Genomic DNA, 7953 nt, shown 5'->3' on the forward strand with positions numbered 1-7953 from the left:
GCTGCGCCGCGCCACCGCGGCGGGCCCGGACGAAGCCGCCGCCTGGAGCCACCGCGGCAGCGTGCTCGACCGGATGGGCCGCACCGACGAGGCGTTCGCCTGCCACCGCCGGGCCGTGGACCGTGCGCCGGAGATGGCGGAGGCGCAGGCGAACCTCGCCATGCATTGGGCGCGGCGGCAGCGTCCGGCAGAGGCCGTCGCGGCCTACCGCCAGGCCATCCAGGCCGATCCGGCGCTGCCGACGGCCCATTACAACCTGTCGCTCCTTCTTCTGGAGCAGGGGGATCTCCGGCCCGGCTGGGCGGAGCATGAATGGCGGTTCGGCACCCCCCAGTTCCTCGGGCAGGAGCGCCGCTTCGCCGCCAGGACGTGGCGCGGCGAAAACATCGCCACCGCCCGCCTGCTGGTCTGGCGGGAGCAGGGGGTGGGGGACGAGATCCTCTTCGCGTCCTGCTACCCCGATCTGCTGCGCCGCGCCGGGCATGTGGTGATCGAATGCGACCGCCGTCTGGCCTCGCTCTTCGCGCGCTCCTTTCCCGGCGCCACGATCCGCCCGCCGACCGTGGAACCGCGCGACATGGACGTGCAGATCGCCGCCGGGTCTCTGCCGCGGCTGCTGCGGTCCGATCGGAAACGTTTCCCGGCCCAGCCCTGGCTGGTCCCCGATCCCGCCCGCCTGGGCCGCTGGCGGGACCGGCTGGCGGCTTTGGGGCCGGGGCTGAAGGTCGGCATCGCGTGGCGCAGCCAGTTGATGGTGGGGGAGCGCCGGGCCGCCTACATCGCGCTGGACGCCTTCGCGCCTCTGTTCGCGCTTCCGGGGGTCGTCTTCGTCAACCTGCAATACGACGACTGCGCGGCGGAGATCGCGGCGGCGGAGAACCGGTTCGGGGTGACCATCCACCGCTGGGACGACCTGGACCTGAAGGACGATCTCGACAGCGCGGCGGCGCTGACCGCCAATCTGGACCTCGTCATCACCCCGGCCATGTCGGCGGGCGAACTGGCCGGGGCTTTGGGCGTGCCGGTGTGGAGGTTCGGCCATCGCGACTGGACGCAGCTCGGCACCGGTGTCCGCCCCTGGTTCCCGACGATGCGCCTGTTCCAGCCGCACCCAGGCGAGGCACTGGACGCCGTCATGGGCCGGGTGGCCGGGGACCTTCGCCGGCTCATGCCCGTGAACGGCGAACCGCCGCCCCCCGCCCGGGACACGGACGCCTTGCTGGAAACCGCTGCCGTTCACCACCGCGACGGGCGGACGGACGAGGCGGCCCTGCTTTACGAGCGTGTGCTCAAGGCGCAGGCCGACCACCCGGTCGCCCTTCACCTGTCGGGTCTGCTGGCGCACCAGACCGGCGATTCCGCCGCGGGCGCGCAGCGCATCGCCCGTGCCCTGGACGGGATGCCCGCCTATGGCGCCGCCCAATCGAGCCTTGGAACCGTGCTGCTGGCGCTGGGCCGGGCGCCGGAGGCGGTGCGCCGGTTCCGTCTGGCGCTCGCCTTGCAGCCCGCGGCCGCCGCGGCACTGACGAATCTCGGAAACGCGCTGGAGGCGGCGCAGGATCTGCCCGCCGCCGCCGCCGCCCACCGCCGGGCGACCCTGGCCGATCCGGCGCTGGCCGAGGCACACGACAACTGGGGCACCGTGCTGACGCGGCTCGGCGCGCTGGACCGGGCGGAGGAACGCCACCGCCATGCCCTGCGGCTGGCTCCGGACCGCGGGGACGGCTGGCTGAATCTCGGGGTGGTGCTGCGCCGGCTGGGGCGGCTGGACGAGGCGCGCCGGGCGCTGGTCCACGCTCTGGCCCTGGCGCCGGGGCAAGGGGATGCGCTCGCCAACCTTGGCCGCCTGCTGCGCGACCGGAGCGAGGATGTGGCGGCGGAGCGCTGGTGCCGCCGCGCCCTGGCGTTGGAGCCGGGGCATCCCGCAGCGGCCTTCAACCTGGGGCTTCTGGATCTGGCCCGCGGCGATCTTGCGGCGGGCTGGGCCGGCTATGACGCCCGTTTCCGCGCGCGGGACCTGTCGGGCGCCGCCCGCGCCGTCCCCGTTCCCGCCTGGGAAGGCGAGGACCCGTCCGGCCTGCGCCTGCTGGTCTGGGCGGAGCAGGGGGTCGGCGACGAGATCCTGTTCGCCGGCTGTCTGGACGGGCTGATCGAGCGGGCCGGCGCCGTGGTGGTGGAGTGCGACCGGCGGCTGGTGCCCTTGTTCGCCCGGTCCTTTCCCCGCGCGGAATGGCGTCCGGCTCCGGCGGACCCGGGGGCGCCCTGTACCGGCATCGACCGGCACGTCGCCATGGGATCGTTGCCGCGCTGGCTGAGGCCCCGGCTGGACCGCTTTCCGCCGCGCCGCTTCTTCCTGACCGCCGACCCGGAGCGGGCTGCCCTCTGGCGGGAGCGGGTGGGCGCGCTCGGCTCCGGCCTGACGGTGGGGATTGCGTGGCGCAGCGGGCTGATGACGGCGGAGCGCCGCGGGGCTTACGCGCCGCTTGCCGACTGGGGGGCGGTGTTCGCGGTGCCGGGGGTCCGCTTCGTCACCCTTCAATACGGCGACTGCGCCGCGGAGATCGCCGACGCGGAGCGCCGCTTCGGGGTGACCATCCACCGCTGGGACGATCTGGACCTGAAGGACGACCTGGACGGAGTCGCCGCCCTGATGTCGGTGCTCGACCTCGTCGTCACGCCGGCCAGTTCGGTGGGGGAACTGGCGGGGGCGCTGGGGGTGCCGGTGTGGCGGTTCGGGCCGCGGAGGGATTGGACGGCGCTCGGCACGGGGGTGCGGCCCTGGTTTCCGGCCATGGCGCTGATTTCGGCACCGCCGGGGCTGTCCGCGTCCGGCGCCCTGCCGACCGTGGCGCGCCGTCTGGCCGCCCTCCGCCCCGTTTCCGCGCCGGGCACCGGGAAGGCCGGATAAAGAAAGCCGGAGGCGGACCGTTCACCGCCCCCGGCTTTTCGAATGGGATCGATCCGGAAGGGTGTTAATTCACCCTGTGACTGGTTCTTGCCAAGCGATCAATTTCTTCCTTGAGGTGCAACTTCTCAAGCTTCATGCGCTTGATGGCACTTTCGTCAGGCCACGAACGCTTCTCCTCGTCGAGGATGGCGCGGTCGAGACGCAGGTGCTTTTCCTGCAGGGAAGATAGGCGAGCATCAGTGTGCATGGGCTGCTCTCCGTCAGATCGAACCGGCTCCTGCCAAGTCCGGCAGGCCGGAAACCACAGTGTTCACCCATCCGTCCCGCCAAACAACCCCAAACTTTTGTCCTAGTACTCCAAAGACGGGGTGCGACCGCCCCTTACGATGGGGGGTAGGACAATTCGCCGCATAGATCCGCGGCTTGCCGTTCGTTGCAGGAATAGGCGGAAGGGCGGTGTTTCCTTGCGCGGTCATACCCGTTCGGAGGTATGGGCGGCCCTCGCCATCCCGGTCAGGAACGTGGAGATCCGCCGGACGACGTCGGCGGACGTCTCGCCGGGGCGCGGGGCGATCAGCCTTTGGGTGGGGAACCAGGGGCGCACCCCGCTGCCCATCCAGGTCCAGTCCCGGCTGCCGAGCCGCCAGACCGGAACGCCAAGCGCGCCGGCCAATTCCCCGGCGGCGGTGGCCGGCAGGATGACGAGATCGAGCGCCGCGGTCAGCGCGGCCACCCCCTCCAGGTCGTTCTTAAGGTCCAGATCGTCCCAGCGGTGGATGCGGCGCACACCGTCCGGTTCGATGGACGCCAGCTCGTCGGCGCAATCGCCGTATTGCAGGCTGACGGCGTGCAGGCCCGGCACGTCCAGCAGCGGCAGCCAATCCGTGATCCGGGTGTAGGCGCCCTCGCGGTGGGCCGTGACGATCTGGCTGCGCCAGCTTATGCCCACCTTCAGCCCGGGGCCGAGCGCGTCCACCCGCTCCCGCCAGAGGGCGGCCCGCTCCGGGTCGGGGGTCAGGAAGGCCGGGCGGGCGGGGAAGCGCTCCAGCCGGTCGCGCCGCAGGGCGGGCAGGGAGCCGGCGGCGATCTGGAGGTCGCAGTCCGGCGGATCGAACCGTTCCCGCCCATCGGCGGTGGCGGATTCCGCCCGCACGACCGCCCAGGGGAAGGCGCGGGCGTAGAGGGACACCAGACGCGGGTCGCACTCCAGCACCACCGTTCCACCGCTGCCCTTCAGGTCGCCGAAGACGGAGGCGAACAGGATCTCGTCGCCCAGCCCCTGCTCCGGCCAGACCAGCAGGCGGCGTCCGTCCAGCGGTTCGCCAGTCCAGACGGGCAGGGGAACGCGGCGTGCCCGCTGAAGCTGGCGGGCGGAGAAGCGGCGCCCGTAACCGGCCCAGCCGGTGGCGAGGTCGCCGTCCGCCAGCGCCAGCAGACCGATGTTCCAGCCGGCGAGCGCCAGCCCGGGGTCCAGCCGCAGGGCGCGGTCGAGGAAGCGCCGGCAGAGGGCCGGCTGTTCGTCCATCTTGGCGAGGGTGCCGAGGTTGTTCAGGGCGTCGGCGGAGTCCGGGCGCAAGGCCAGGGCGCGCCGGTAATGGGCCGCGGCGTCGCCGAAGCGCCCCTCCACCTCGCAGGCGTAGCCCAGGTTGGTGTGGGCCGCCGGGTTGACCGGGGCGAGGAGGATGGATCGGCGGTGCCACCGCTTGGCGGCGGCCAGCCGATCCGGCTGGTGCATGCTCAGCCCCATGTGGGTCATCGCCTCCGGAAAGTCCGGACGCAGGACCATGGCGCGGCGGAAACAGGCCAGGGCCTTGTCCGGGCGGTCCAGCGCCTGCTGGACGAGGCCCAGATGATTCCAGGCCGTGGGGAAATCCGCATCGATGCGCAACGCCGCGGCGATGTGGCGGTCCGCCTCCGCGTGCCGGCCGGTCTGATGCTGGATCAGGCCCAGCAGGTGCAGCGCGTCGCTGTGCCGCGGCGCAAGGTCAAGGACCGCGCGGTAGGCCGCCATGGCCTCGCCCAGCCGGCCCGCCCGGTGCAGGGCGATGGCGCGGTTGAGGAGGTCCTCCGGATCGGCGGGGGGAGGGGGTGGAGGCGGGACGGCCACGGGGACCGGGGCGGGCCGCATCGCGGCGAGGGAGCGGGCCATGCGTCCCAGAACGTCGTCGAAGCTTTCGCCGTGCCGCGGCTGGAACAGGCGCGTCGTCGGAAACCAGGGGCGGGTGTCGAGCCCGAGCTGCGTCCAGTCGCGGGTGCCGAAGCGCCAGACCGGCACGCCCAGGGCGCCGGCCAGCTCGCCCGCCGACATGGCCGGGGTGATGACAAGGTCCAGATTGGCGGTCAGCGCCGCCGCGCCGTCGAAATCGTCCTTCAGGTCCAGGTCGTCCCAGCGGTGGATGGTCACCCCGAACCGTTCTTCCGCCGCCGCGATCTCCGCCGCGCAGTCGTCGTATTGCAGGTTGACGAAGACCACCCCCGGAAGCGCGAACAGCGGTCCCCACTGGTCGAGCGTGGTGTAGGCGCCCTTGCGCTCCGGCGTGATGAGCTGGCTGCGCCATCCGATTCCGACCTTCAGCCCCGGCCCCAGAGCGTCCAGCCGTTCCCGCCACAGGGCGGTGCGGGCCGGATCGGGCTTCAGCCAGGGATCGAGCTGGTCGAAGGAGGCCAGCGTCCCGCGCAGCAGGCGGGGCAGGGCGCCCGCCGGCGCCTGGAGGTCGAAATCCGGCGGCTCCACCGTCTCCCGCCCATCGGCGCCGATGGTTTCCGCCCGCACCGTCGCGCGCGGGAAGGAGCGGGCGAACAGGCCGACCAGCCGCGGGTCGGTCTCGATGGTCACCGGCCCGCCGCCCCAGGCGATGACGTCGTTGTAGCAGGAGGCGAACATGATCTCGTCCCCCACCCCCTGCTCCCGCCAGATCATCAGGCGGCGCCGGCGCAGCCCTTCGCCCTGCCACCGGGGCGCGGCGATCCGGCGGTTCGGCAGGACCTGCCCGGCGGCGAAGCGCGTTTCATAGCCTTCCCAGCCGCGCTCCATCTGGCCGTGCAGAAGGGCGATGAGGGACAGGTTGTAGCTGGCGGTGGCAAGATCCGGGTTGTGGGCCAGCGCTTCCTCGTAGCAGGCTTCCGCCTTGGTGAAATACCCCTGCGCCTGAAGCGCGTTGCCGAGGTTGTAGATGGCCTCGACGGAATGCGGGTTCCGGCTCAGCACCCTGCGGAAGCACTGTTCGGCCTGGATCGAACGGCCCAGCTTCTGCAGCACGCTGCCCAGATTGTTCAGCGTCATCAGGTTGTCGGGCGCCCGCTTCAGGGCCTCGCGGTAGGCGATCTCCGCGCTCTCGTAGGCTTCTCTCCGTTGCAGGACGGCGCCCAGATTGTAGTGGGCCTTCGGGTCGTCGGGCCGCAGCCGCAGCACGGCGCGGGCCTGGGCCAGCGCCTCGTCCAGCCGCCCGGCGGCGGTCAGCGCGTCGCTGAGATTGGCGTGGGCCTCGACCATCGCGGGGGCGAGAACCGTGGCGCGGGCGAATGCCGCCACGGCGTCGGCAAGGCGATTTTGGGCGCGCAGGGCGTTGCCCAGATTGTACCAGGCCTTGGCGTAGTCCGGTTGAAGCTCCACCGCCGCCGTGAAGGCCAGCGCCGCCAGCCCCGGCAGCTCCTGCGCCTGGAAGGCGTTGCCCAGATTGTAGCGCGGCTGGGCCGACAGGGGGTTCAGCGCGGCGGCCATGCGGTGCGCCTCCGCCGCCTCGGCGTGGCGGTCCAGGGCGGCGAGCGCGCTTCCCAGATTGTCGTGGTAGTCGGCGACTCCGCCGGATTCCCGGATGGCTTCCCCGATCAGCTCCACCGCCGGACCGGGATGTCCGGCCTGGAGCGCCAGCACGCCCAGAAGATGCAGCGCGTCGGGGTGCCGCGGGTCCACGGCCAGAACGGCGCGGTAGTCCTTCTCCGCGTCCGGAAGGCGGCCGGCCCGATGATGGGCGACGGCGCGGCCGAGCCTTGCGGCGACGTCTTCCGGCGTCTTGGGCGAAGCCTGTTCCGGGCGCTGGTTCATGGGGTTCGCCTCATCCGTCTGTCCGATCCGGCTCCGGGTTGCGGGGCCAACCGCCGGTCTTCTGCCGGAAGGGAGTGCCATGTTCACCCGTTCCCGGTAAAGATGCCGTTAGCCCATTTTCCTTTCAGGAGCCGTTCCGTGAGCGATCCGAGCGATCCGTCCCGTTCCCCGCCGCCGCGCCCGGGCCTTCCCGCCCGCGGTGAAGGGAGATTGGGCGGGGGGCGATTGGGCGGGTTTGCCGCGCAGGCGATGCGCCTCTATGCGGAGGCCAACGCCCTGGCCTCGGACGGGTTGGCCGTGGAGGCGGAGACCGCCTACCGCCGCACGCTGGCGCTGAACCCGCGCTTCGCGGAGGCGCACAACAACCTGGGCAACGTGCTGCGCGCCCAGGGCCGCGCGGAGGAGGCGGTGGCCGCCTATCGCGAGGCGCTGGCCTGCGGGCTGGAGCATCCGCTGGTTCACTACAATCTGGCGTCGGCCCTGAAGGCGGCGGGCGACGCGGTGCCGGCGGAGCGGCATTTCCGCCGGGCGCTGGTTGAGGAACCGGCCTATGCGGAGGCGTTCAACAACCTCGCCAACCTGCTGCGCGAGGGGGAGCGGCTGACCGAATCCGCGACGGCCTACCGCCGCGCGCTGGCCTTGCGGCCCGGGTGGGACGAGGCGCACGACAACCTGTCCGGCGCCCTTTACCTGCTGCATGAGGACGGGCGGGGCGAGGAGGCGGCGCGCTTCGCCCGGCTGTGGCTGCGCGACCATCCGGACCATCCCGTGGCCCGCCACATCGGCGCCGCCATCGCCGGGCTGGACGCGGAGGAACGGGCGTCCGACGCCTATGTCCGGCAGGTGTTCGACCTGTTCGCCGGGGAGTTCGACGCCAAGCTGCTGGGCGAGCTGGGCTACCGCGCGCCCGCCCTGCTCGCCGAGGCGGTGGCCGGGACAGGGGGCGCGGCGGGGGGCGCGGCGGACGGGAGCCTGGAGGTGCTGGACGCCGGCTGCGGCA

The 7953-nt window shown here is 72.5% G+C and carries 4 protein-coding genes; 2 read left to right on the plus strand and 2 right to left on the minus strand.

Annotated features, from left to right (window positions below; translation table 11 throughout):
• Nucleotides 1–2908: tetratricopeptide repeat protein (locus tag QSG27_RS26100; RefSeq protein WP_306711342.1), on the plus strand; the 2908-nt coding region annotated here is incomplete at its 5' end.
• Between the two features lie 64 nt (nucleotides 2909–2972).
• Here QSG27_RS26100 and QSG27_RS26105 read toward each other — a convergent pair.
• Both QSG27_RS26105 and QSG27_RS26110 read right to left on the minus strand, forming a co-directional pair.
• On the minus strand, nucleotides 2973–3155 hold the full coding sequence (locus tag QSG27_RS26105; RefSeq protein WP_014198642.1) for a YdcH family protein: 183 nt from the start codon (nucleotides 3153–3155) through the stop codon (nucleotides 2973–2975).
• Between the two features lie 225 nt (nucleotides 3156–3380).
• Complete coding sequence (locus QSG27_RS26110; RefSeq protein WP_306711347.1) at nucleotides 3381–6953, minus strand: tetratricopeptide repeat protein; 3573 nt, start codon at nucleotides 6951–6953, stop codon at nucleotides 3381–3383.
• A 225-nt stretch (nucleotides 6954–7178) separates the two neighbouring features.
• Between QSG27_RS26110 and QSG27_RS26115 the strand changes: the two genes are divergently transcribed.
• A partial coding sequence (locus QSG27_RS26115; RefSeq protein ID WP_306711348.1) for a tetratricopeptide repeat protein occupies nucleotides 7179–7953 on the plus strand: 775 nt, incomplete at its 3' end.

Origin of the sequence: Azospirillum isscasi (genome assembly GCF_030849505.1) — a bacterium.
Classification (GTDB): domain Bacteria; phylum Pseudomonadota; class Alphaproteobacteria; order Azospirillales; family Azospirillaceae; genus Azospirillum; species Azospirillum isscasi.

What these genes read in the sequence shown, in the direction of transcription:
- QSG27_RS26105 (WP_014198642.1), bottom strand. Translation starts at nt 3,155, where the DNA reads ATGCACACTGATGCTCGCCTATCTTCCCTGCAGGAAAAGCACCTGCGT.
- QSG27_RS26110 (WP_306711347.1), bottom strand. Translation starts at nt 6,953, where the DNA reads ATGAACCAGCGCCCGGAACAGGCTTCGCCCAAGACGCCGGAAGACGTC.